Genomic DNA, 21,827 nt, shown 5'->3' with positions numbered 1-21,827 from the left:
ATGCGCACGGAGCCGCCGGTGTCGGTGCCGATCGCCGCGGGCACGAGGCCGGCGGCCACCGCGACGGCCGATCCACTGCTCGAACCGCCGGGTACGAAATGCCGGTCGGCTGCGTGCGGGTTTCTCGCCGTGCCGAGCGCATGATTGGTGCCCCAGCTGCCGAATGCGAACTCGACCATCTGCGTCTTGCCGATGACGATCATGCCGGCATCTTCGAGCCGCCGCACGAATGCCGCCGTGCGCAGGGCGGGCGCGGTGGCATAGACGCGCGAGCCGAAACCGGTGACGTCGCCTTCCAGGTCCGCAAGATCCTTGACCGCCACTGGAATCCCGTGCAGCGGCCCGCGTACTCCCTTCCGGGCGCGCTCCGCATCCAGGGCTTCGGCGCATTGCAGCGCCGATTCGGCATAAACCCGCACGAAGGCATGAAGCGCATTGCCGGTCGTCTCGATGCGCCGCAGGCACGCCTTGACGAGCGCAATGCTCGACAGCCGCCCTTCCGACATCTGCCGCGCCAGAACGCGGATGGGCGGGGTGACGCGGTCGTTTTCGTGCACGGAAGACCTCGGGAATGAAGTGACGCCTCGAAAGCTTATACTGCCTGCCGCCGCCGGCGCGCAGATGTCCTTCGCCGGTGGCTTGTCGCATTCTGACGTTTCAGGCGCGACGTTGTGCGCCAGAATGTCTTTTGCATAGCCATTGTGACCGGGCGTGAAACCGTTAATCGTCGCGGTGGGAGCAGAAGAAAAAGGGGACGAGGATCGGCATGAGCCTCCTGGCCATATCAGAGCAAGCCATCAACGGACTAATCGTCAGCACGTTCTACGCGCTGACGGCACTGGGTCTCGCCATCATCTTCGGCGTCCTGCGCATCGTGAATTTCGCCCATGGCGAGCTCTATATGCTCGGCGGCTACGCCTACTACCTGGCGGTGACGGCGCTTGGCGTGCCGCCGGTTCTCGGGGTGGTCATCGCCGCCTGCGCCCTGATGGCGATCGGCGCGTTGATCGAAGGGCTGCTCATCCGCCCGGTTCACCGGGGCAAGGTCGACCGGCCGGAGGAATATGCCATCATGGTCACCTTCGCCCTGTCGATCCTGCTGCTCAACCTCGCCAACAGCGTCTTCGGGCCCTGGCCGCAGCGCCCGGCACCGCTGTTTCGCGGCCGCGTGGAGATCGGCGAGCTGATCATCAGCGGCGACCGGCTGGCGGCGGCCGGAACGGCGGTGCTGCTGATCAGCATCGTCCTTCTGGCCTTGCGCTTCACCTGGGCCGGCAGGGCCGTGCGCGCGGTCAGCCAGAACCGGCAGGCGGCGGAGATCTATGGCATCAGTGTCGCGCGCGTCGGCATGATCGCCTTCGGCGTGGGGGCGGCGCTGGCCGGCCTCGCCGGAGCGCTGATCGGCCCGGTCTTCAACGTGACCCCGCCGATGGGCGTGGTGCCTGTCATCAAGGCCTACATCATCGTCGTCCTCGGCGGCCTGGGCTCCATCCCCGGGGCGGTCGTCGGGGCGCTGATTCTCGGTCAGGTGGAAAGCTTCGCCACCATCCTCATTCCCGATCCGAGCCGGGCGCTCGCCTACAAGGACGCCTACGGGCTTATCGTCCTCATCCTTGTCCTCCTGATCCGCCCGCAAGGCCTGTTCGGCACCAGGGAGCGGCGGGCATGATCCGGCGCAATTCCTTCAAAGCGGCCGGTGCCGCCTGCCTGTTGCTGTTCTTCCTCGGACTGCCCCTGCTCGGGCTTACCGACTACTGGATCTACACGCTCACCATCGGCTTCTACTATGCGCTCCTGGCGGCCAGCTGGTCGCTGCTGGTGGGCTATGTCGGCCGCATCAGTTTCGCCCAGGCGGCCATGAGCGGCCTCGGCGGCTATGTCTCGGCGCTCAGTGTCATCCATTTCAACCTTCCGGTGGCCGGTGGGCTGCTCCTCGGTATCCTGCTCGCCGGGCTTATCGGTTTTGCGATCGGCCTTTTGACTCTGCGCCTGCACGGCGCCTATCTGGGGCTCACCACCATTGCCTTCGGCGAGATCCTGCGCATCGCGATCACCGCCGAACACGGGGTGACGGAGGGCAGCCGCGGCCTGCAGGCGCCGGCACTGATACCCGGCGGAACGCAGCTCGACTATTACTACCTCTTTCTGGCCATCACCGTTTTCTCGCTCCTCCTGATGTGGCTCATCCTGCGCTCGCGCATCGGCCTGTTCTTCCAGTCGATCCGCGAGGACGAGGACGGCGCGGCCAGCCTCGGCGTCGACGTCACGCTGTGGAAAGCGCTGGCATTTGCCTGTTCGAGCGCCTTTGCGGGCCTGGCGGGCGGGCTCTATGCTCATTTCGTCCAGCTCATCACGCCCTCCATGATGTCGCTTCAGGAGATGGGCTTCGTGCTGGCGATGGCCGTCGTCGGCGGGTTCCACAACGTGCTCTACGCGGCATTGGGCGGCGTCATGCTGCAGTCGCTTCTGGAAGCGCTGCGCGCGTTCGGCGAATGGCGGCTCGTCATTTTCGGCCTCCTGGCCATCCTCATGCTGCGTTTCGCGCCGAACGGCCTTTTCGGCATGCTTGCCGACACATTGCGCAAGAAGGGGAAAAGCCATGGCTGAGCAGCTGGCGATCGGCGGGCTGACCAAGTCGTTCGGCGGCCTGGACGCGCTCGACGCGATCGATCTTCGTATCGCCAGGGGGGAACTGGTGGGCCTCATCGGGCCGAACGGCTCGGGCAAGACGACGCTGCTCAACATCGTCAGCGGCTACTACGCCGCCAACGGCGGACAGGTGCGATACGAGGGGCGTGCGATCCTCGGCCTAGCGCCGCACAAGCTCGCGCGCATCGGCATCGGCCGCTCCTTCCAGGTCACGAAGGTGTTCCGCCGCCTGACGCTGCTGGAGAACATGCTGGTTTCGGGCCTTGCCGACTGGCGCGAGGGACGTGCCGCCGCCATCGACCGCGCCATGGCCATTCTCGACGACTTCAAGCTGACGCACCTCACGCACGAGCCGGCGGCGAACCTTTCTGGCGGGCAGGCCAAGCTTTTGGAATTCGCCCGCATCATGATGCTGTCGCCGAAGCTCATTCTGCTCGACGAACCCTTCGGTGGCGTGCATCCGGAACTGAAAAGCTTCATGTACGACAAGGTCCGCGCTTGGAATGCGGACGACGTTACGGTCATCCTGATCAGCCATGACATGGGTTCGATCTTCGGCCTGTGCCGCCGCGTCGTCACCTTGAGCTACGGCAACATCATCTGCGACGGCACACCGGAGGAAACGCGCGCCGACAAGGCCGTGCTGGAGGCCTATCTGGGAGACCAGCATGCAGCTTGAAGTCAAGAACCTCCATGCGGGCTACAGCCGCGACATCGACATCCTGCGCGGGGTGAACGTGATCGCGCGGCCCAACCAGCTGACGACCATCATCGGCGCCAACGGCGTCGGCAAGTCGACGCTTCTCAAGGCCATTATCGGCCAGATCCGTCCGCACACGGGGAGCATCACCTATGGGGAGCGTGACCTGCGCGATATCGAGACGCGCGACCTGGTGCGCGTCGGCATCGCCTATGTGCCCCAGGGGCACGCGCTGTTTCAGGACATGACGGTCGCCGAGAACATCGCCATGGCGACGTGGTCATTCCGCGGCGACAAGGCGCGGGCGCGGGAGGCGGTCGAGAAGGTCTACGCGCGAGCGCCGTATCTGAAAGAGTTCCGCAGCCGCAGGGCAGGCCTGATGTCCGGCGGCCAGCAAAGGTTGATGCAACTGGAACTCGCCCTGATGAGCGATCCGGACCTGATGCTGATCGACGAGCCCACTGTCGGGCTGGATCCCAAGCGCGCCGGCGCGATCTACACCCATTTGCGCCGCCTGGTGGCGGAGGAGAAGCGCACCATCCTGATGGTCGACCAGAACGTGATCGCCGGGACCGACGTCGCCGACTACATCTACGTTCTCGAACTGGGCGCCAACAAGCTCGAAGGCAGCAAGGAAACCTTCGACGCCGAGTATCGCGAGAGTATTGCAGACTGGCTGATCTAGGTTGTGGGCATTCAGTGCCTTGCGCTTTTTGCAGCGCGTTGCCCCCGCTCGTCTCGTTGAGCGAAAAGCGCCGCGCGGAGGCGCGGCGCTTTTTTGCAGGGTATCCGGGCGCGGATCACTCGGGCTTCAGCACCAGCTCGTCGACGGTGGCTTCCGCTCTCGGCCAGAGGATTGCCGCCTCGGACGGTGTCTGGTTCGGCTCCGTGTACTGGATGACGAAGATCGGCACATCCGGCCATTGCTGGAACTGCCAGGCCGGATCCTTGTCCTGGGGGAAGTGGATCTGGCCGCGCGTGCCGTCCCATTTCAGGTTCCGCAGCGCCTCTTCCAGCGCGGGCCCTTCGGTCGAGCCGGCCGCCTTGATGGCCTCGGCGATGACCATGACGCCGTCATAGCCTTCCATCGCGACCGCGTTGGCGGGACGGTCGAACTTCTCCTGGTAGGCCTTGGAGAAGCTGCGCGAGAGCTCGGTGTCCGGCTTGCCCGGCAGGCCGGCGGGATTGCCGATGACGTAGGTGCCGGCGTCTCCCATGACGTTCCAGAACTCCGGCTCAAGGACGTCGGCGCCGGCGGCGAAGATCGCCGTGTCCGCCGTGGGCGCGAGATCGAGGTCGTAGGCTTGGCGCAGCATGAGAAGCAGGTTGGAGCCCGTGAAGCCGGCGACGATCAGGTCCGGCTTGGGCTCGGCGCGTTTCAACTGCAGGAGCTGCGGCGTGAAATCGCTCACGGTGCGCTCCGCCGTGAAGGAGGTGACGGTCGCGCCGGTGTCCTCAAGGTTCTTGGTGAAGACGTCGATGATGCCGAAGCCCCAATCGGAGTTTTCGGAGATGATGGCGATGTTCTTGAAGCCGGCTTCCTTCACCCAGTCGGCGGCGACCGAGTAGACGAGGGAATTGGCCACGGTGATGCGGAAGACCTCGGGGATTCCCGCCGCGGTCACGCTGTCGGACCAGCATTCGCCGGCAATGAAGGGGATGTCGTGCTTGTGCGCGACGGGACCGACTGCGGAGCAGACCGCGCTGTGCGCGCTGCCCGTGACCGCGGCCACACCCTCGCTTGCGAGACGCTCGAAGGCCGCCACGCCTTTTTCCGGCACGCCCGAGGTATCCTCGACGATGAGTTCCACCTGCTTGCCCATGAGGCCGCCGCCGGCGTTCAGTTCGTCGACGGCGATGGTCATGCCGTCGCGCAACGATTCGCCCGTCTGCACGCCTCCGGGAGGCGAAAGCGGCGCGATGCCGCCGATCTTGATCGTTTCCTGCGACCAGCCGGCCGCCGTGCCCGTGGCCAGGGCGATAGCCGCCGCGGTACAGACCTTGCTCAACTTTTTCATCTTCTCTCCCTCAAGAGGACTGTTTTCGAGGTATGGACGCCGTTGGCGGCGTCCGACGTTTGTCCGGCATGCCGGAACGTTTATCGACCTCGCTTCAGTGTGTGCCGAAGGAGTGCGGCCGGCAATTGGCGATCTCGCTTGGCCGCGTCGCGAATTGCCACTAAAGATGCTTCGATCAGCGACAGTCCCGGATGCGGCATGGAACAGGACTTCATCCAGAACCTCCGTCTGCTTTGCAGCTATCACCGCTCGATTACTGAGGTGACGCGCAAGCTCGGCATGAACCGCCAGCAATTCATGAAGTATCTCGGCGGCGGCTCCTTTCCGTCGAACAGCAACCTGCGGCGCATCTGCGACTTCTTCGGCGTGGACGAATACGAGATCCTCATGCCGCACGAGCGCTTTCGCGAGATCGTGCGCCTGCGCCCGACCACCCGGGAGATGGCCACGGACCTGCCCGCGGCGGCGCACCAGGTGATGCGGCAGGCCATGGCCCAGCACACGCAGCTGGCGCGATATTGCGGCTACTACTACAAGTACTTCTACTCCTTCTCGACCCCGTCCTTCATCCTGCGCTCGCTCGTCTGCGTCTATCAGGACGAGAAGCTGACCCTCTACAAGACGATCGAGCTTTTGAGCCGACCGGAGCAGCGCGATGCGAATTCGGATCTGTTCAAGTATCGCGGAGTCATCCTGCCGATCGGCGACCGGCTGCACATGATCGACCACGAATCCGTGCTCGGCAACGAGATGTCGCAGACCATCCTCTACCCGCCCTACCGCAACCGGGTGTCCGCCCTGATCGGCCTCATGATGGGCATCACCGCGACCGAAGCCCATCAGCCGGTGGCGGCGCGCGTGGTGCTGGACTATCTGGGCCGCCGGGTCGACAGGAGAAAGGCGATCGCCGGCTGCGGCCTGTTTGAACAGGACGCCCCCGAAATCTCGCGCTCGGTGCTGTCCTATCTGCGCGAAGCATCCCCCACGGACGGCTTTCTCATCCGCGCCGGCCCCAACTACGACAAGGTGCGGAAAACGACTTGACCAGGCGATCGGAGAACAATCGGCGAAAGCACGACCGTCTCCACCACGCTGGTTGTTCGATAGATTACGTCGCATGGGATACTTAGGGAGGTCAAATTCAACCCTTAGTTGATCTTTTCAGAAAAAGATCTAACGGAAATGTCAGCTTAGCGGATCAATATCGCTGCAGCACTGTTCGTTTCGGTATAGAAGACATCGCGGGCCATGTGCCCCGTGTTGACTTTGAAAACGTCTGCGGCGCCTCTGCGTGCCGCCGAAAACGCGCCCCGATGTCCTCACATGGCGGTATTTCGCCGCGGTGTCGGTTTTGTTCACTGGATGAGGGTGGCTTGGAGGGATCGACCGCCAGAATCACGATGGTCCTGATAGGGCCGGGCGTTCTTTGCGTCTTCGGGATCGCCTTCCTGTGGGCCTGGGCGATCGAGAGGAGGCGCCATTATCTGCTTCTGCTCGCCGCCGCTCCGGTCCTGTTTGCGTTCGGGGTGATGGTCCAGGTTCTCCAGCGGCCTCCCGGCATGGTCGAAAACGCGCTGATATCGGCGCTGTTCTACACAACGGCCGTGTTGCTTCTCGCGGAAGGGGTGCTGCGCCGGTCCGGCAAGAGCTTCGGTATGACGGCCGGTCTCGCCATGCTCGCAGCCATCATGGCCGGGTTGTGGTATTTCGCCGTGATCGTGCCGGACGTCCTTGTGCGCATCTATATCCAGAACTTCGGGTATGGCGCGATCCTCCTCTTCGCGGCGCTCCGCCTCGGCGCCCTGCGTTACGGAAAGTGGGCCGATCGTGTCCTGTTCTGGGTCATGCTGGTGTTCGCGGTCCAATTCTTTCTGCGGACCGTGCTGACGATCGGGCTCAGGACTCCCGACAGTACGGAAGCCTTCGCAGCATCCATCTTCTGGGCCGCTCTTCATCTCTCGCTGGCCGTCCTGGGAGCGGCGTTCGCAACGGCCATCCTGGCCGCCGCGCTGTCGGATATCATCGAGGACCTGCGGCGGGAGCGCGACGTCGATACCCTCACCGGTGTGCTCAACCGGCGCGGCTTCGAGGGGCGGGCGAGGGCGTTTCTTGCGCAGGGCAGCGGTGAGCCCCATTCGCTGATCCTTTGCGATCTCGATCATTTCAAGCAGATCAACGACCGCTACGGCCACGCTGCCGGCGACCGCGTGCTGAACGGCTTCGGCGGCCTGCTCCGACACAATGCGCGCGCGGACGACCTCTTCGGCCGGATCGGGGGCGAGGAGTTCGCGATCCTCTTGCGAGACACGGCGCTGAGCGAGGCGATCGGGTTCGCCGAGCGTCTGCGGTTGGAATTGTCCGCGCTCGAGTTCCCGTTTCTTCCTTCAGGAGGCCGGGTGACCGCGAGCTTCGGAGTCGCCGCCGCCGAGCCCGGCGACAGCCTAGAGCAACTTCTCGCCCGCGCCGACCGCAGGCTCTACCTGGCCAAGACGTCCGGCAGGAACAGAACGCTTGCGCTGGAAGTGCTCGACGTTGCGTCCGGACGCTGACCGTCCGCGGCCTCCCGCTTTTCGCCGGCGCGTGAGCCGATGCAAAAATCCCCACGGGCCGGCGCCTCCGAGGAGGCGTTGCCTGAGTGCCGGCCCGGCGGCCGTCCCTTAGGTCCGCCGCGCATACTTGGTGTCGGATTCGCTTGCGGAACCCAAGTCACGTTCCGCAACAGATTGTTATATTTCTTCCCGGTCCGAATGGAATTTCCGGTCGAAACAGTTCATCTGCCAGCTTCCGGGCTGTTTACACCATCCAGATTGGAGAATATCTGGCCGGATTTCATCGCTAGTTGATGCTGATCTCTGCAGGCCCCGGCCTGTTGCGATGCAGCATCGGTTTCTATGCCAGCCGTTCGAGATAAGGCAGCCCTTCCGGCTGGAATTCCCGCCGGATGACGTCGACCCGCGCCAGCGCGCGGGCTTTCGACCCCATCAAATGCGCCTCCAGGGCGCGCGCGGCCTGTTCCGCGTCTCCCGTTTCCAGATGCTCCAGAATCTTCAGGTGCTCCGGCAGGAACGGCTCGCTGGCGAAAAGACGCGGCGTCCACCGGTAGAGGAAGCGGTGGGCGATGAGCAGCGACTGCGGCATGGTGATTGCCTGCATGAGGGCGCGGTTCCCGCAAAACGAGAGGAGTTCGACATGCATCTCCTCTTCCAGCCGGTCGAGCGTGGCGCCCTCCACGTTCTCCGCGTGAGCGATCGCTTCCCGGAGATGCCTGCGCATCCGCGCGAGAAGATCGCGCGGCACGCGTGGTGCCGCCTTGGTCAGCGCGACGGGTTCGAGGATGGCGCGAAGCTCGTACAACTCACCGACGTGCTTGGGGGAGAGCGCGGGTGCATACCAGCGCGAGCGCTCGTCCTTGAGCACCAGCCCGCGCTGCTGAAGCCGGGCGACGACATCCCGCGCCACGGTGCGGCTGACGTTGTAGTGGCGGGCGAGCTCCGCCTCGTTCAAGCGCCAACTCGCAAAGGAGATACGGCCGATGATCTGTTTTTCGACCTGAGCATAGATTTGTTCCCAGGTGGAGAGGGAGGATAGCTGCACCTCCTTCTCCGCCGGGCCTCGCCTGGCGGAGCTATTGCCCGGCCCCGACCCTGTAACAGCATAGCCCCGCCCCGCCGACTTGGTGACGAGGCCGGCCTTTTCCAACTCTTCCAAGGCCCGGCGCGCCGGCGCACGGCTTATCCCGAACTGCGCCGCGACCGCCGACTCCGTCAGTTTGGTTCCCGACTGCACCGCCCCGTCGCCGATCTGGGCCGACAGAATGTCGAACGCGCGCTGATAGAGCCTTGGCGCCAGTCTTCCCGCCCCCGGTGCGCCGGTGTGATTCATGAGCCGGGTCTCCACGCGGCAGGGACCGGCGTGATCGCGCCGAAGACGAGGGCGCTGCTAAACCTCGAAAGAAACGAAACCATTGGCTGCCTCCGATGCACACTGTTAGCCGATCGCCCCGACGGCACAAAATCGGGATTGCCCTCCTGTTCGACTGTGTATAGTGTACACAATAGACGTTATTGACGCCAGAACAAGGAATCCGACCGAGGGAGGAGACGCAATGGACGGGCGGCTCAGTGGCAAGCGCGCATTCGTGACCGGCGCGGGGCAGGGGATCGGAAGGGCGATCGCCCTCGCCTTTGCGCAGGAGGGCGCCGAGGTGGTCGCGGCCAGCCGCACGGCCGAGAAGATGGCGGACCTGCCGGCCATCTCGTCCCTGATCGCGCCCGTGGCGCTGGACGTCATCGACAGCGCGGCGGTGCGCCGGGCCATGAGCGACGCCGGGACGGTCGACGTCCTCGTCAACTGCGCCGGCTGGGTGCACGAAGGCACCGTGCTCGACTGTTCCGAGGAGGACTGGGCGCGCAGCCTCGACCAGAACGTGACCTCCTGTTTCCATACTATCCGCGCCGTCCTGCCGGGGATGATCGAGCGCGGCAGCGGCTCGATCGTCAATGTTGCCTCGGTCGCCTCCTCGATCACCGGCGTGGCGAACCGGGCCGCCTACGGCGCCAGCAAGGCTGCGGTCATCGGCCTGACCAAGGCCGTCGCGCGCGACGTGATCCGTTCGGGCGTGCGCGTCAACGCGCTCTGCCCCGGCACGACGCAGTCGCCCTCGCTCGAGGCGCGCATCGCCGCGACGGAAGATCCCGAAACGACCCGCCGCGCCTTCATGGAACGCCAGCCTATGGGGCGGCTCGGGACGGCGGACGAGATGGCTGCCGCTGCGCTTTACCTGGCGGGCGAGGAATCCGCCTTTACCACGGGAACCATCATCGTGGTCGACGGAGGCCAGACGCTGTGACAACTGTCGGAGGCACGGGGTCGGGCGCTTTCGCCTGCCGTGTGATGGCGGATGCGCTCGAGCGTTTCTGCCGTTCCGTGCTTGCGGCGGCCGGCGCCGACGCGGCGACCGTGGATGCGGTTGCCTGCGCCATGATGCACGGCTCGAAGCTCGGGGTGGACAGCCACGGCGTGCGCCTGCTCGATCACTACGTCACGGTGCTCACCCACGGCCGCGTCAATCCGAAGCCGGACCTTCGTCTCACCGAAGGCGGCGCGGTCGCCACCCTGGACGCCGACAACGCCCACGGAGCGCTTGCCGCGCGTTTCGCTATGGGAGAGGCCGTTCGGCTGGCGAGGGCTTCGGGAATCGGCGCCGTGGCGATCCGCAACAGTTCGCATTTCGGTCCCGCGGGCGCCTTTGCACTGACGGCGGCGGAGGCGGGCATGCTCGGTGTGGCCATGTGCAACTCCGACAGCTTCGTCCGGCTGCACGACGGCGCGATGCGCTTCCACGGCACGAACCCGATCGCCTGCGCGGTACCGGTTCCCGGCGAACGCCCCTGGCTTCTCGACATGGCAACGAGCGCGATCCCCTATAACCGCGTCCAGCTTTACAAAAGCCTCGGCCGTACCTTGCCGCCGGGCACGGCATCGGATGAGCGGGGAGAAGACACCGTGGATGCCGGGCGCGCGGAGATGCTCGCTCCGCTGGGGGCCGCTTTCGGCTTCAAGGGTGCGGGGCTGGCCGGCATGGTCGAGATCTTCAGCGCCGTCCTCTCGGGCATGCGGCTGAGCACGGAAATCGCGCCCATGGCCGGCCCGGATTTTTCGACGCCGCGTGGGCTCGGCGCATTCGTGCTTGCCCTGCGGCCGAGCGCCTTCGTGGATGAAGAGACCTTCGCCGACGGGATGAGACGCTATCTCACGGCCCTGCGCGGCTCGCCGGCGCGCGCGAGCGCTAAGGTCATGGCGCCCGGCGACCGCGAATGGGCGGAGGCGGACAGGCGGGAAGGGGAGGGCATCCCGCTCGATCCGGTCACGCTCGAAGCGTTCCGTCGGCTGGCCGGCCGGTTCGGTATCGAAATTCCGGCGCAGGCGGGAGGAGACGGTGCCTGAGCATCAGGCACAAGACAGTTTGCAATGGAGGAGACGATGAACGGATTTGCCAAACCATTCTCGGCGGCCTGTGCCGCCCTGCTCACGCTCGGCTTGGCGGGCGGTGCCGGGGCGCAGGAGCAATACACTCTGCGCTTCAACCATGTGCTCGGACCGGGCGAGCCGTTCCACGAAGGTTTCTTGAAATGGGCCGAGCGGGTCGACGAACGCACCGACGGCGGGCTCACCATCGAGGTGTTCCACAGCGCCCAGCTCGGCGTCGAGGAGGACATCATCGAGCAGATCCGCCAGGGCGCCAATATCGGGCAGAACACCGATGCCGCGCGGCTCGGCAACTATGTTCCGGGGATCGCCGTGGTCAACGGACCCTATTTCGTAAGCTCGGCAGAGGAGGCCTACGCCCTGGCGGATTCCCCGACCATGCAGGCCTGGCAGCAGGAGCTCGCGGATCAGCACGGCCTGAAGGTGGTGTGCTTCGACTGGGTGCAGGGCTTCCGGCACTTCTTCACGAACGAGCCGATCCGCACGCCGGAAGACCTCGATGGCTTGCGTATCCGCACGCCGCCCGCACCGATCTGGCAGGAATCGATCCGAGCGCTCGGGGCCGAGCCCACGGCCATGAACTTCGGCGACGTCTATCCGGGCCTCCAGCAGCGGGCGATCGATGGGGCGGAACTGGTCTATCCGAACATCACGGCCGCCAACCTCAACGAGGTTCTGAGCCATGCCAACGAGACGGGGCACATTCTGCTCGTCAATTTCCAGGTGGTCAGTTCGCAATGGTTCGATAGTCTGCCCGAGGATTATCAGACGGCCCTGGTCGAGGAGTGCCGCACGGCGGGCCAGGAAACCTCGGAGGTCATCCGCCAGGCTTCGGAAGAAGCCAAGGCGCAACTGGCCGAGAGCGGCATGACGATCATCGAGGACGTCGACCTCGAAGCATTCCGCCAGGCCGGTGAAAAGGCCTACGAGGCGCTGGACCTGGTCGAGGCCAAGAACAAGGTGCAGCAGGAGATCGGCGTTCAATAGGCCGATAGGGCGAGCAGGATTCGCGCGAGGCGGACAATGAAGGCAACCTACGCATTCCTGCGCAGGCTCGAGGCGGTTCTCGCGGGCACGTTCCTGCTTCTGATGGTGCTCCTGATCTTCGCGGGCGGTCTGGCGCGCATGCTGGGCCACCCGCTCAACTGGACGATCGACCTGTCCACCTGCTTCTTTGCCTGGGGGGCTTTCCTGTGCGCCGATATCGCCTGGCGGCGCGACGCGCTCATGTCGATCGACGTGGTGACCACCATGGTGCCGGCGAAGGCGGCGCGCATGTTGCTCTACGCCAACTATCTGATCATCTCGGTGTTCCTGGTCTACGTCGTCTATGCCGGCGCCTGGCTTTCCTGGGTCAGCCGCGCCCGCAGCTTTCAGGGCATCCCCGGTGTCAGTTATTCGTGGGTGACGGCGAGCATCGTGGTCGGCGGCCTGCTTCTCCTATTCACCACGGGTCAGAAGGCCTACCGTGCGCTGCGGCAGGACCGTGCCGCCGGTGCATCGCAGCAGGCCACCCGGTGAAGCCATGCTGATCGTCACCATAGCCTTCGTCGTCCTTCTTCTCACGGGCATGCCGGTCGCCTTCGCCATCGGCATTTCCGGGGCGTTGTTCTTCATCCAGCATCCGGAACTGCCCTTCACGATCCCCGTGCAGGTGACGGTCTCGCAGACCCAGAACTTCGCCCTTCTCGCCGTTCCCCTGTTCATCATGGCGGGGAACTTCATGAACAAGTCGGGGATCACCGAGCGGCTTCTGGAGCTGGCGTCCGTTCTGACCGGCCGGATGAGAGGCGGACTGGCGCAGGTCTCGATTGCGCTTTCGGTGCTCATGGGCGGCGTGTCGGGTTCGGCCATCGCCGATGCGGCCATGCAGTCGCGCATGCTGGGGCAGGGCATGGTGGACCGGGGCTTCACCCGCGGTTTCGCCGCCGGCGTCCTGTCCTACGGGGCCGTTCTGACCCCCATCATACCGCCCGGAATCGGCATGATCCTCTACGGCACGATCGGGCAGGTGTCGATCGGCCGGCTCTTCGCGGCGGGTTTCTTTCCCGCCTTTCTCCTCTGGCTCGCCCTGTCGTCCGCCGTCTGGCTGACGGCGCGCCGGCGCGGCTATGAACCCGAGCGCTCAACGCGGCCCTCGGCGGGGGAGGTGGGCCACGCCCTGACGGGCGGCATCTGGGCGATCCTGTTCCCGGTCTTCCTTTTGTTCGGGCTGCGCATGGGCGTTTTCACGCCGTCGGAAATCGGCGCCTTCGCGGTCCTCTATGCCGTCTTCATCGGGGTCTTGATCTACCGCAAGATGAAGGCGCGGACCTTCGTCGAGGCCCTGGAGGGCAGCCTTGCCGATGTCGGCGCGGTGATGTTCCTGATCGCCCTTTCGGCGATCTTCAGCTACGGCATCGTGATGGAGCGCATCCCGGAGGTGGTGTCCGGCTGGATCCTCGGACTGACCGGAAATCTTTACGGCGCGATGATCCTGATCGCGCTCTTCGTTCTGGTGATCGGCTTCTTCATCGACGCCACCGTGCTCATCATCATGCTGACGCCGATCTTCCTACCGGTCGTGCGCCAGCTTGGCGCCGACCCCGTCCATTTCGGCATCGTCTTCATCCTGGCAGCAACGATCGGCAATTTCACCCCGCCGGTCGGCGCGGCGATGTATTCCGTCTGCACGATACTCAAATGCCCGATCGGCGAATATACGCGCGAATCCGTACCGCTGCTTCTGGCGGTCGCCGCGGTCACGCTGATCCTGATCTTCGTCCCCGGCGCCGTTCTTTTCGTGCCGAACCTCATCTTCGGTTGATCCGAACACGCACGGCCGTCCCGGACTCCCGGGACGGCTCCCGGTTTGGGCGTCGTGTATCGGCTCTGACAGCCTCTAGAGTTTTCCGGTGATCACGTAACGTAGCGCGCGGGCGACCTCCTCAGGCGTGCGGGCCACGGCGTTGGCCGCAGCGTCGACCTCCTTCAGGGCATGGTCGAACTCGGGCGGATGCAGGACGATGATGGGCTTGTGGAGGGCGGCCGCGTAGCCTGCATCGAACGCGGCGTTCCATTGCTTGTATTTTTCGCCGAAACAGACGACGAGCACGTCGGCCTGCTCGATGCCCGTCCTGATGCGGACGGCGTTCAGGAGGGCACCCTTGCGGTCGTGCCAGAACTTCTTGTCCTCGGCGCCGAATATCTCGACCCCGCAATCGTCGGACGCGCCGTGATCGGTGACCGGTCCCAACCATGTGATATCGAGCCCCTTGCAGGACTCCACGATCGTCCCGCGCCAATCAGTGTGGATTTCGCCGGCCAGATAGACTTTGAGCTGCATCGGAATTTCCTCGTCACGTTTTTCGGCATCGCGGTTTCTCGGGGGCCACCGGGCGGTCGGGATCTTCGATGATCCCCGGATCCCGGCAATCTGCCGTGCGCTTGTTCTATGCCAGTTTCCCGGGTGGCATGAAAAGAGGCCATCGTCGTGTAAACTGCACATCACACCCGTGTGCCGACCCTTCGGGCGGGAAAGTGTCGACCACGGCTACACGCTCAGAAGCAGGACGAGCGGTCGGGCCCTCGGCGTCGCAGACGGCATGCAGCTCGGAGTTCAGTCCGCCTTTGGTTCGCCCGATACGGCGGGGAACATCCCTTTTTAAGCAGGCTCGCCGCCATGCGGTGGGCCTTCAGATGCGTGGCGTCGATCATGATGCGCTCGGGCTCCGGCCCTTCGCCGGCGAGCGCGGCGAAGATCCTGTCGAACACACCCAGCCGGCTGGCGTTCGCTCAGCAGAAACAAATCACTTATCACGGCCTCCCTCATGGGAGATCGTGAATCACATCTCAAACCAAATTAATAGGTCCTGATCCCAGTAGGGGGCGCAAGCTGGAGGGGAGCGCGCCACGCAGACTGAGACACTGCCGCCCTGTTATCTTGCTGGACGGCCTGCCGTACTGCGCTTAGGATTCCCTCTCTCGAGAGGGCTTAATGAAAATTCTACTGCTGGTTAGTGTTTTGATTGTTAGACCGTCGATCCTACCTGAGCCAGTATGGTGGCCAGGACGTTCCCGGCCTCATGTTTTTCGTCACCGATTGTTCACTGCAGCCTAGCATGCTCCCTTATCGCCATTTCAAGCGCATGTTGCGGAGGTATGGCTTTTGAAAACAGAAAGCCCTGGGCCGCTCTGCATCCCAGTGTCTGAAGGATTCTTCGATTTGCCTCCGTTTCGACGCCCTCTGCCATGACCTCTATCCCGAGCTTGTTGCCAAGATCGATGACCGTTTTCACCAGCAACTGATCCTCCCGGGATTTGGCCAGGCTGCGGATAAAAGCCTGGTCGATCTTGACCTTGCTTATTCGCCCATCCTTAAGCGATGCCAGCGTGGAAAAGCCGGTGCCGAAATCATCAAGAGCGATGGAAATGCCGGCATGTGCAAGTCGCCCGAGCTTCTCGTCGACCCTGTCCGGATCCACGGGAGCTTCCTCTGTAATCTCGATTTCGAACATCGTTACTGGGAGGCCTCTTTCTTCCAGGCCATCCAGTATCAGGTCGTCGATATTGCCGGCTTCCAGTTCGCGAGGAGAAAAATTCATTGCGACGCGAACCTGATGACAATTCGCCCTAGCAAGAGCGTCGATCAAAGAGCAGCAGCTCAGGAATACGGTCTCCGTGAGCAACTGAAGCATACCAGTTTCACGCGCCGCGGTTACGATTTCGGGTGGAGAGATGTCACCGTGGAGCGGGTGGTTCCACCGCAGTAGCGCTTCAAAGCCGATAACAGCTTCATTATCGAGCCTTACGACCGGTTGAAACCACGTGCTGAGGCTAGCTGTCTCAATAGCCGAGCGAAGATCTCGTTCGATGCATTGCCGGCGCTGCAATTCCCCATCGAGCTCGCAGTTGAACAGGCAGAACTCGTTTCTGCCACGACGTTTGGCCGTGTAGAGCGCCATGTCGGCTCGCAACAACATTTCGGTGAGCCGTGGTTCATCCGATAGATAAATGCCGATCGACGCACCAATTCGGATTGAGGCGAGTCCAGGATATGGGCTGGCGAGCTTAGCTATGACTTGGGATGCTAGATCAGTGGCGGATAGTGACGTTGAGGCCGAGGAGAACAGCACCACGAACTCGTCGCCGCCGATGCGGGCGAGCGTCGTACCCGGTGGAACCTCCTCTTCGATTCTGCGCGCAATCCTTGCGAGAAGGTCATCACCGATCTTGTGGCCATACGTGTCGTTGACGGCTTTGAATCCGTCCAGATCGACCAGCATCATCACAAATGGGCCGTTTGTATTCCTGAGTCCGTCAACGGCGTGTTCCAAGCCGCGTCTGTTGAGCAGACCGGTTAGAGGGTCCTGCCTTGAACGTAGCTCCATCGCTGTCGCAATCTGTGCTGCCTCATGTTTTAGACGACTTGCCTCGCGGAACCGGGCTTGTCCCAGCAGGGAACTCCGCACCATCCCTCCCAGAAAGAGCAGGACGGCGAACGCCAACACGTAGCCATCAAGATTCCCGATCGCCACCAGGCACCCGGCTGTCGTCAGGAGCGGAGGTGTAATGAAACTGATGGACGGCGCGGCATATGAATTGCCGTAGGTGACCGCACCAGCTGAAATGCCTGCAAGAATGACCAGATGAAGCGATGAATGAGGCGCCGTAAACCCGTCCGTGAGAAGGGCAACAAACGACCAGGCAAGGCCCGACAAAAGAGCAAGGATGCTATAGAAGCGAAGCTGCCGCGACGTCGCTTGCAAATCCTTGTTGCGCTCTTCTGATACGCGGTTCGATCGCCGTAGCGCAAGTACGAGGCGGAGAATATTGATGGCATTGACCACCAGGAACCAAATGGCCGCGGCAAAAGCGTTACCGGACATCAACTGCACGATCAGGATCAGGACAGTGAGCGCAGTGCTGATCGGCATTGAAAAGAGTAGGCCAGTCCTTAGATCGGCAAGCTGATCCCCTCGAATTCTGTCTTCAAGTTCGCCGTCCGCTTCAGCTTTCATGATGGACTGGTTCAACCTTCACATGCCTCACCACTCGTCCCTTAGGCATATCGACTGAATGGAACGTCAAATATTTTCGTTGACTGCGAACTATTCAGAATTGGGATCCCGTTGCGCGCGGCCGCTCCGGCTCCAGGAACCGACTCCTCGTCAATCCCGTTCTTGACCTGACGATGGACGAGAGGAGGCTATCTCAATGACCAACATCCTGAACAAGGTTCGCGAGGGCATGCGCGTCTTCGATGCCCAGGGCGACGAGATCGGCACCGTTGAATGGGTGAAGATGTCCGATGAAGATCCCACAACACCTGAAACCGAAACCGCGACGCCGGGGACCAGCGGCGCACGCAGAGCAGTTGACCTCACCGATCTGATTGCTGATGCCTTCAGAACCGACGATGTGCCTGAGACGCTTCAGGGCCGCCTGCTCCGGGAAGGGTTCGTGCGAGTGGACGCGAAGGGCTTGTTCGCTGCCGATCGGTACATCCTGCCCGATCAGATTTCATCGGTCTCGAACGAGCGCGTTACGCTCAATGCCTCCCGTGACGAGCTCGTTCGCTCCGAATAGGCTATCAGGTTCCTTAGCACCGGCCCTGCTTTTGCAGGCCGGGCGGACAGAAGCCGGGTCCCTTCTTACGAATGCCAGGCGGCACGCCCCTCCGGTGCGGTTCGGGATCTATGACCCGGTAGGTGGGTCGGGGATCAATCTCGACGGTCCAGCCGCTTCTCCACTCACGGCGCCACCGATCACGTTCTTCATACCAAGGACGATCCGGATACCAGCGGTCCCAGTATGTCCCGAACTCGAAAGTTATGATCGGAATCCCCGCAGATGGACCATATTCGGGTAGGATGGTCCTACGCCCGTCATAGAGGGCTTCCAAGTAGTGACCACTGACCCAACCGCGCAGCCCTCTCCAACCCGCATCACACCAACCCCAGGCTTCTGTGCAACCGTAGAGGGTGACGACGACGCCGGCAGGAAGTGTCGTCACGCGCGGAAACCTGGTGCTCGGACCCGCACGTAAATTAACGTCGGTTGTCGTGTAAGCTTCTTCGGCGTCAGCCGAGCTGATCGTGGCGGCAGTGCCGAGGAGTAAAATGGCGGCGACCAAGAGCAAGTTTGCCTTCATCTCGTCTCCTTGTGCTTCCGGCGCCGATCGACACAAACGGCGTGCTAATGGCGACCTGGATCGCGCCGAAACCGGCAGTGGTCCAGCTTTCCTTCAGGCGCAGCATAAATTGCGAGAAAGATGGCCAAAGGAAGAAGTTCGCAGGGCGGGTTCTGGAAAATGCCCAGGACGCACCGACGTGTGGAGAACCGGGGCAGGTTTATGCGGTTTCACCGGCCGTTTTGCTTCTTTGGGCCTAGCATGTAGTCTCACGACGTTTTGCATGCATCCCGCACAGGAGTGGTTGAAAGAATGAATATGAGAGAAAAGCTTTGCGCGTTGATTTCAGGCGCCGCTTTGCTGGCCGTGGCGTCCGCGCCGTCGCAGAGCCTTGCGCAGGAAACGCTTACGGCCGGTGTTGAAGCTGCCTTCCCGCCCTGGGCCTATGTCGAGAATGGTGAATTCAAGGGCATTGCCATTGACGCCATGCGCGAGATCGCAAAGGACGAAGGGCTAAACGTGGAGTTTCGGGATCTACCCTGGCCCTCCCTCATTCCAGCATTGTCCCGCGGGCGCATAGACCTGCTCGTGACGGGTTTGAACGTCACACCTGAACGCGCCGAGGTGCTCGACTTCACCATTCCCTGGTGGGAGAACGACGATGAGGTTCTGGTGCCCGAGGATTCCGACCTAAACCTTGTCACGGCCCTATGCTGCGGCGCCACGGTCGGAGCACAGGGCGGGGCGACCCAGGCCCAGTGGCTGGAGGAAAACCTGGCGGATAATGAAAACGTCGATTTGGCCGTCCGAACCTATGAGGACTATGTGATCGCGGTTGAAGACATGCTGGCCGGCCGGCTCGATTCCGTGGTCACCTCGACCGACACCGCCGAGAGTTTCCTCGCGAACGACCGGCCGATCAAGATTGTCGGGACAATCCAGCAGAACCAGCCGCAGGCGCTCGCTGTTCAGAAAGGTGATCCCAACGGGCTTCTCGAAAGCCTCAATCGCGGGATTCTCAAGCTCTACAACGACGGACGCTGGGCGGAAATCGTGCATCGCTACTCACCGCAGGCGACGATCCGCCAAATCCCGACGACAATGCCCGACTATGTCGATTCCTACCAGGAGCCGATCTCCGGCTATTCGGAATGACCACCCAGCCAGATTCGACAATTAGCAATTAGCGAAAAGGTGGCGCCGTAGGGACGATGGAAGCGTTCAATAGCGTTGTTATCAGTCAGATGCCATTTTTGCTGGGCGGCCTTTGGGTCGCCCTGCAACTTCTGGCCCTTCTGCTTATCCTTGGCCTGGGGCTTGGTCTTGGCATAGCTCTGATGGAGGTTTACGGCCACTGGACGCTGCGCTGGGCCGGCATTCTCTTTGAAAGGATCTTTCGCGGGATTCCGGCTCTCGTTCTGCTCCTCCTCTTTTACTATGGCGTCACGGAGTTCATCGAGCTCAGTGCCTTCACCTCGGCGGTGCTGGCGCTCGGACTGCGCTCGGCAGCCTATCAGTCGCAAATATTCCGCGGGGTGATCCAGACCGTGCCCGCTGGGCAGATGGCCGCCGCCCGCGCGATGGGCATGCCGAAGCACAAAGCCGTCTTCCACATCATCCTGCCGCAAGCATTGCGCCAAGCCATAGGTCCCTGGACCAACGAGTTTTCCAGCGAACTCAAGGCAACCTCCCTCGCTTACGTTATCGGCGTGGTCGAACTCACTCGTCAGGGCCGTTACATCATCTCCAGTACACAAGGTAACGTGCTTCTAGTCTTCGCCGTCGTTGCCGCCCTCTATTTCGTGGCGAACTGGCTCGGCAATCAACTCCTCTACAAACTCGAACGGTCGCTGGCCCTTCCGGGTTTTGAAACGCGGCGGGATGATTGATGCTGCTTCAGGTCGAAAATATCCAAAAAAGCTACGGCGATACCGAGATACTCAAGGGCGTCTCGCTCGGCCTGTCCCGGGGGCAATCCAAGGTCATTATGGGACCGTCTGGAACGGGTAAATCGACCCTACTGCGCTGTATCAACCACCTGACGCCGCCCGACGGCGGACGCGTCTTCCTGGATGGGGAGGAGTTGACACAGAAAAACATCAACAAGATGCGCGAGGTCTTGGCCTTCGTGTTTCAGGATTTCAACCTTTTCACGCATCTGCGTGCGATCGACAACGTGCAGATCGGTCCAGAAAAGATCCGGGGCATGAAGAAGAAGGAGGCCCGCGATCTTGCCCTGCATGAGCTGGAGCGCGTGGGTCTGGCCGACAGGGCACATGCCTATCCGGCGGAACTTTCCGGAGGGCAACAGCAGCGCGTGTCCATCGCCCGCGCCCTTGCGATGCAGCCGAAGGTGATCCTTTTCGATGAACCGACATCCGCACTCGACCCGGAATTAACCGGCGAGGTCATTTCGGTCATGAGTCAACTAGCCGCCGACGGCATGACCATGCTTGTCGTTAGCCATGAGGTGAACTTCGCCCGTCAAGCGGCCGATGAGATCATCTTCATGGAGGGAGGCGAAATTCTCGAACAAGGGCCGCCGTCCAAAATGTTCGTCGACCCTCAACACAAGCGGACCAGGCAGTTTCTCGACGTGCTCGGACACGAGGAGCGTGGTTCATGAACGATTTCGTGAGCTTTGCTGCCGAGAGTCTACCGGAGATTCTTCAAGCTTTGCCGGTCACACTCAGCCTGTGGGCCCTGGCTATGGCCGGCGGCGCTTTGCTTGGCCTTGTCCTTGCCTGGTGCAGGGTCTACGGGCCGAAGCCGATCTATCTGGCCGCGACCGTCTATGTCGAGATTTTCCGCGGCACGCCGATGCTAGTCCAGCTGTTCTTCATTTACCTGGGCTTGCCTGAAATCGGCGTTGTTCTTGACCCATTTACAGCCGCGGTCGTGGCCATTGGATTGAACACTGCCGCATATCAGGCAGAATATTTCCGCGGCGCTATTCGCTCCATCCCGAGCGGACAGATGACGGCCGCACGCGCCATGGGGATGACCCAGTTTCAAGGCCTGCGTTGGATAGTGCTGCCGCAGGCGCTTCGACGGGTGATCCCGCAATGGTCGAACGAGGCGATTCTAGAACTCAAATACACCTCCATCGCCTATGCGATCGGTGTATCCGAAATTACGGCGAAGGCGGAGGAGATCGGCTATACAACTTTCCGATTCTTTGAGGTTTTTGTGCTCCTGGCACTCGTCTATATCGTCTTGACCAGCATAGTCGCGCAGATACTTCAGTTTGTTGAAAGCTGGACAACCATTCCCGGTTTGCGCAGCTAGAGCACGTCCTTTGATTGATGAATCGATTGTGATGTGACGGCGTCATGTTGTTCTGATTCAACCTCCACTTTGA

The 21,827-nt window shown here is 62.5% G+C and carries 22 protein-coding genes and 1 pseudogene; 16 read left to right on the top strand and 7 right to left on the bottom strand.

What is annotated here, in order from left to right:
• Positions 1 to 557: amidase (locus ACFP9U_RS14745; RefSeq protein ID WP_378622535.1), on the bottom strand; the 557-nt coding region annotated here is incomplete at its 3' end.
• A 209-nt stretch (positions 558 to 766) separates the two neighbouring features.
• On the opposite strand from ACFP9U_RS14745, the gene ACFP9U_RS14740 reads away from it, so the two are divergent.
• From ACFP9U_RS14740 to ACFP9U_RS14725, 4 genes are read left to right on the top strand one after another with little or no spacing between them, the layout of a single operon-like run.
• Positions 767 to 1,669, top strand: a complete 903-nt coding sequence (locus tag ACFP9U_RS14740) for a branched-chain amino acid ABC transporter permease (protein WP_378622533.1) — start codon at positions 767 to 769, stop codon at positions 1,667 to 1,669.
• On the top strand, positions 1,666 to 2,607 hold the full coding sequence (locus ACFP9U_RS14735) for a branched-chain amino acid ABC transporter permease (RefSeq protein ID WP_322449927.1): 942 nt from the start codon (positions 1,666 to 1,668) through the stop codon (positions 2,605 to 2,607). Before ACFP9U_RS14740 ends, ACFP9U_RS14735 begins: the two co-directional genes overlap by 4 nt.
• Positions 2,600 to 3,328, top strand: coding sequence for an ABC transporter ATP-binding protein (locus ACFP9U_RS14730; protein WP_378622532.1), 729 nt, complete (start codon positions 2,600 to 2,602; stop codon positions 3,326 to 3,328). The genes ACFP9U_RS14735 and ACFP9U_RS14730 overlap by 8 nt, the downstream gene beginning before the upstream one ends.
• Positions 3,318 to 4,034, top strand: coding sequence for an ABC transporter ATP-binding protein (locus ACFP9U_RS14725; RefSeq protein WP_378622530.1), 717 nt, complete (start codon positions 3,318 to 3,320; stop codon positions 4,032 to 4,034). The genes ACFP9U_RS14730 and ACFP9U_RS14725 overlap by 11 nt, the downstream gene beginning before the upstream one ends.
• A 115-nt stretch (positions 4,035 to 4,149) precedes the next feature.
• Here the strand turns inward: ACFP9U_RS14725 and ACFP9U_RS14720 are convergent, their stop codons facing one another.
• The gene (locus ACFP9U_RS14720) at positions 4,150 to 5,367 is read right to left on the bottom strand and encodes an ABC transporter substrate-binding protein (protein ID WP_378622529.1); all 1,218 of its coding nucleotides are present in this window, start codon (positions 5,365 to 5,367) and stop codon (positions 4,150 to 4,152) included.
• Positions 5,368 to 5,565: 198 nt separating this feature from the next.
• On the opposite strand from ACFP9U_RS14720, the gene ACFP9U_RS14715 reads away from it, so the two are divergent.
• Both ACFP9U_RS14715 and ACFP9U_RS14710 read left to right on the top strand, forming a co-directional pair.
• On the top strand, positions 5,566 to 6,411 hold the full coding sequence (locus ACFP9U_RS14715; protein ID WP_378622528.1) for a helix-turn-helix domain-containing protein: 846 nt from the start codon (positions 5,566 to 5,568) through the stop codon (positions 6,409 to 6,411).
• Between the two features lie 329 nt (positions 6,412 to 6,740).
• Complete coding sequence (locus tag ACFP9U_RS14710; RefSeq protein ID WP_378622526.1) at positions 6,741 to 7,916, top strand: GGDEF domain-containing protein; 1,176 nt, start codon at positions 6,741 to 6,743, stop codon at positions 7,914 to 7,916.
• A gap of 340 nt (positions 7,917 to 8,256) precedes the next feature.
• Here the strand turns inward: ACFP9U_RS14710 and ACFP9U_RS14705 are convergent, their stop codons facing one another.
• Positions 8,257 to 9,249, bottom strand: a complete 993-nt coding sequence (locus ACFP9U_RS14705; protein WP_378622524.1) for a GntR family transcriptional regulator — start codon at positions 9,247 to 9,249, stop codon at positions 8,257 to 8,259.
• Positions 9,250 to 9,472: 223 nt separating this feature from the next.
• On the opposite strand from ACFP9U_RS14705, the gene ACFP9U_RS14700 reads away from it, so the two are divergent.
• Genes ACFP9U_RS14700 through ACFP9U_RS14680 form a run of 5 tightly spaced genes read left to right on the top strand, consistent with a single transcriptional unit; the run spans position 9,473 to position 14,161 of the window.
• Positions 9,473 to 10,216: an SDR family oxidoreductase gene (locus ACFP9U_RS14700; RefSeq protein ID WP_378622522.1), complete on the top strand. Its 744-nt coding sequence runs from the start codon at positions 9,473 to 9,475 to the stop codon at positions 10,214 to 10,216.
• Positions 10,217 to 10,260: 44 nt separating this feature from the next.
• Positions 10,261 to 11,313, top strand: a complete 1,053-nt coding sequence (locus ACFP9U_RS14695; protein WP_378622536.1) for an Ldh family oxidoreductase — start codon at positions 10,261 to 10,263, stop codon at positions 11,311 to 11,313.
• Positions 11,314 to 11,349: 36 nt separating this feature from the next.
• A complete protein-coding gene (gene dctP, locus ACFP9U_RS14690; protein ID WP_378622520.1) occupies positions 11,350 to 12,342 on the top strand; it encodes a C4-dicarboxylate TRAP transporter substrate-binding protein in 993 nt (330 codons plus the stop codon).
• A gap of 36 nt (positions 12,343 to 12,378) precedes the next feature.
• Positions 12,379 to 12,876 carry a TRAP transporter small permease gene (locus ACFP9U_RS14685; protein WP_378622518.1) on the top strand — a complete coding sequence of 166 codons (498 nt, stop codon included), beginning with the start codon at positions 12,379 to 12,381 and terminating at the stop codon, positions 12,874 to 12,876.
• 4 nt (positions 12,877 to 12,880) lie between these two features.
• Positions 12,881 to 14,161: a TRAP transporter large permease gene (locus ACFP9U_RS14680; protein ID WP_378622517.1), complete on the top strand. Its 1,281-nt coding sequence runs from the start codon at positions 12,881 to 12,883 to the stop codon at positions 14,159 to 14,161.
• Between the two features lie 75 nt (positions 14,162 to 14,236).
• Here ACFP9U_RS14680 and ACFP9U_RS14675 read toward each other — a convergent pair whose 3' ends face one another.
• The 3 genes and pseudogenes from ACFP9U_RS14675 to ACFP9U_RS14665 all read right to left on the bottom strand — a co-directional run bounded on the left by ACFP9U_RS14675 (position 14,237) and on the right by ACFP9U_RS14665 (position 17,369).
• A complete protein-coding gene (locus ACFP9U_RS14675) occupies positions 14,237 to 14,680 on the bottom strand; it encodes a YtoQ family protein (RefSeq protein WP_378622515.1) in 444 nt (147 codons plus the stop codon).
• Between the two features lie 238 nt (positions 14,681 to 14,918).
• A pseudogene (locus ACFP9U_RS14670) lies at positions 14,919 to 15,111 on the bottom strand (IS5/IS1182 family transposase); the annotation flags it as partial.
• A gap of 329 nt (positions 15,112 to 15,440) precedes the next feature.
• Positions 15,441 to 17,369 carry a putative bifunctional diguanylate cyclase/phosphodiesterase gene (locus ACFP9U_RS14665; RefSeq protein WP_378622513.1) on the bottom strand — a complete coding sequence of 643 codons (1,929 nt, stop codon included), beginning with the start codon at positions 17,367 to 17,369 and terminating at the stop codon, positions 15,441 to 15,443.
• 181 nt (positions 17,370 to 17,550) lie between these two features.
• Here ACFP9U_RS14665 and ACFP9U_RS14660 point away from each other — a divergent pair, with 181 nt between their 5' ends.
• Positions 17,551 to 17,922 carry a hypothetical protein gene (locus ACFP9U_RS14660; protein ID WP_378622512.1) on the top strand — a complete coding sequence of 124 codons (372 nt, stop codon included), beginning with the start codon at positions 17,551 to 17,553 and terminating at the stop codon, positions 17,920 to 17,922.
• 13 nt (positions 17,923 to 17,935) lie between these two features.
• Here the strand turns inward: ACFP9U_RS14660 and ACFP9U_RS14655 are convergent, their stop codons facing one another.
• Positions 17,936 to 18,487, bottom strand: coding sequence for an SH3 domain-containing protein (locus ACFP9U_RS14655; RefSeq protein WP_378622510.1), 552 nt, complete (start codon positions 18,485 to 18,487; stop codon positions 17,936 to 17,938).
• Positions 18,488 to 18,778: 291 nt separating this feature from the next.
• Here ACFP9U_RS14655 and ACFP9U_RS14650 point away from each other — a divergent pair, with 291 nt between their 5' ends.
• The 4 genes from ACFP9U_RS14650 to ACFP9U_RS14635 are packed head-to-tail and all read left to right on the top strand — an operon-like array spanning position 18,779 to position 21,754.
• Positions 18,779 to 19,621 carry an ABC transporter substrate-binding protein gene (locus tag ACFP9U_RS14650; protein ID WP_378622509.1) on the top strand — a complete coding sequence of 281 codons (843 nt, stop codon included), beginning with the start codon at positions 18,779 to 18,781 and terminating at the stop codon, positions 19,619 to 19,621.
• 56 nt (positions 19,622 to 19,677) lie between these two features.
• The gene (locus ACFP9U_RS14645; protein WP_378622507.1) at positions 19,678 to 20,355 is read left to right on the top strand and encodes an amino acid ABC transporter permease; all 678 of its coding nucleotides are present in this window, start codon (positions 19,678 to 19,680) and stop codon (positions 20,353 to 20,355) included.
• Complete coding sequence (locus ACFP9U_RS14640; protein ID WP_378622506.1) at positions 20,355 to 21,092, top strand: amino acid ABC transporter ATP-binding protein; 738 nt, start codon at positions 20,355 to 20,357, stop codon at positions 21,090 to 21,092. Before ACFP9U_RS14645 ends, ACFP9U_RS14640 begins: the two co-directional genes overlap by 1 nt.
• Positions 21,089 to 21,754 (top strand): amino acid ABC transporter permease, encoded by a 666-nt coding sequence (locus tag ACFP9U_RS14635; protein ID WP_378622504.1) that lies wholly within the window; start codon positions 21,089 to 21,091, stop codon positions 21,752 to 21,754. Before ACFP9U_RS14640 ends, ACFP9U_RS14635 begins: the two co-directional genes overlap by 4 nt.
• Positions 21,755 to 21,827: the final 73 nt, after the last annotated feature.

It is taken from the genome of Nitratireductor sp. GCM10026969 (assembly GCF_042660605.1).
Taxonomy (GTDB): Bacteria; Pseudomonadota; Alphaproteobacteria; order Rhizobiales; family Rhizobiaceae; genus Chelativorans.
This window is presented reverse-complemented; position numbering and strand designations above follow the sequence as displayed.

Bases quoted from the DNA above. Each gene is read 5' to 3' on its own strand.
- ACFP9U_RS14740 (WP_378622533.1), top strand. From the start codon at position 767: ATGAGCCTCCTGGCCATATCAGAGCAAGCCATCAACGGACTAATCGTC.
- ACFP9U_RS14735 (WP_322449927.1), top strand. From the start codon at position 1,666: ATGATCCGGCGCAATTCCTTCAAAGCGGCCGGTGCCGCCTGCCTGTTG.
- ACFP9U_RS14730 (WP_378622532.1), top strand. From the start codon at position 2,600: ATGGCTGAGCAGCTGGCGATCGGCGGGCTGACCAAGTCGTTCGGCGGC.
- ACFP9U_RS14725 (WP_378622530.1), top strand. From the start codon at position 3,318: ATGCAGCTTGAAGTCAAGAACCTCCATGCGGGCTACAGCCGCGACATC.
- ACFP9U_RS14720 (WP_378622529.1), bottom strand. From the start codon at position 5,367: ATGAAAAAGTTGAGCAAGGTCTGTACCGCGGCGGCTATCGCCCTGGCC.
- ACFP9U_RS14715 (WP_378622528.1), top strand. From the start codon at position 5,566: ATGGAACAGGACTTCATCCAGAACCTCCGTCTGCTTTGCAGCTATCAC.
- ACFP9U_RS14705 (WP_378622524.1), bottom strand. From the start codon at position 9,249: ATGAATCACACCGGCGCACCGGGGGCGGGAAGACTGGCGCCAAGGCTC.
- ACFP9U_RS14700 (WP_378622522.1), top strand. From the start codon at position 9,473: ATGGACGGGCGGCTCAGTGGCAAGCGCGCATTCGTGACCGGCGCGGGG.
- ACFP9U_RS14695 (WP_378622536.1), top strand. From the start codon at position 10,261: ATGGCGGATGCGCTCGAGCGTTTCTGCCGTTCCGTGCTTGCGGCGGCC.
- dctP (WP_378622520.1), top strand. From the start codon at position 11,350: ATGAACGGATTTGCCAAACCATTCTCGGCGGCCTGTGCCGCCCTGCTC.
- ACFP9U_RS14685 (WP_378622518.1), top strand. From the start codon at position 12,379: ATGAAGGCAACCTACGCATTCCTGCGCAGGCTCGAGGCGGTTCTCGCG.
- ACFP9U_RS14680 (WP_378622517.1), top strand. From the start codon at position 12,881: ATGCTGATCGTCACCATAGCCTTCGTCGTCCTTCTTCTCACGGGCATG.
- ACFP9U_RS14675 (WP_378622515.1), bottom strand. From the start codon at position 14,680: ATGCAGCTCAAAGTCTATCTGGCCGGCGAAATCCACACTGATTGGCGC.
- ACFP9U_RS14660 (WP_378622512.1), top strand. From the start codon at position 17,551: ATGACCAACATCCTGAACAAGGTTCGCGAGGGCATGCGCGTCTTCGAT.
- ACFP9U_RS14655 (WP_378622510.1), bottom strand. From the start codon at position 18,487: ATGAAGGCAAACTTGCTCTTGGTCGCCGCCATTTTACTCCTCGGCACT.
- ACFP9U_RS14650 (WP_378622509.1), top strand. From the start codon at position 18,779: ATGAATATGAGAGAAAAGCTTTGCGCGTTGATTTCAGGCGCCGCTTTG.
- ACFP9U_RS14645 (WP_378622507.1), top strand. From the start codon at position 19,678: ATGGAAGCGTTCAATAGCGTTGTTATCAGTCAGATGCCATTTTTGCTG.
- ACFP9U_RS14640 (WP_378622506.1), top strand. From the start codon at position 20,355: ATGCTGCTTCAGGTCGAAAATATCCAAAAAAGCTACGGCGATACCGAG.
- ACFP9U_RS14635 (WP_378622504.1), top strand. From the start codon at position 21,089: ATGAACGATTTCGTGAGCTTTGCTGCCGAGAGTCTACCGGAGATTCTT.